Source organism: Cellulophaga sp. BC115SP (assembly GCF_009905545.1).
Classification (GTDB): domain Bacteria; phylum Bacteroidota; class Bacteroidia; order Cytophagales; family Spirosomataceae; genus Flectobacillus; species Flectobacillus rivi.
Genome location: NZ_JAAALB010000208.1, coordinates 1 through 527, shown reverse-complemented (window position 1 = coordinate 527; position 527 = coordinate 1). Strand labels below are relative to the sequence as shown.

Below are 527 nucleotides of genomic sequence, written 5' to 3'. Positions count from 1 at the left end.
GGCAACATCACCAAATACGATTGGAGTAACAATGGTGCCAAGCGAGGATATGTATTGGCTTATGATGGGATGAATCGCCTGTTACAGTCCATTGGAACCAATACAGATACAGATTTAAGTGAGAGTTTAAGCTATCGTTTAGATGGTTCCATCAAGACGCTCAAACGTTGGAATGGTCCATTGGGAGGCACAAGTCGAGACGATTTGGCGTATAGCTATGCCTCCAACCTATCTGTACAACTCACTTCGGTACTAGACAACACCAATGATAGCAAAGGCTATAATGATGTCAACAAAACCACGACAGATTTTAGCTATGATGCCAACGGTAATTTGGTAGTAGATAAAGACAAAGGGATAACCAATATTAATTATAATTTACTAAATTTGGTCAACAAGGTAAGCTTTGCTGACAAACAAGTAAGTTATTATTACGATGGTTCAGGAACAAAGTGGAGTTATGTCAATAGTGGTCCAGGAGGAATCAACAAGATATACATAGGTGGTTCGGAATATATCAATCAGGG

1 pseudogene is annotated in these 527 nt (G+C 39.5%); it reads left to right on the top strand.

The features are described 5' to 3' along the window. Positions 1-527 (top strand): annotated as a pseudogene (locus GVN22_RS27700) (hypothetical protein); the annotation flags it as partial.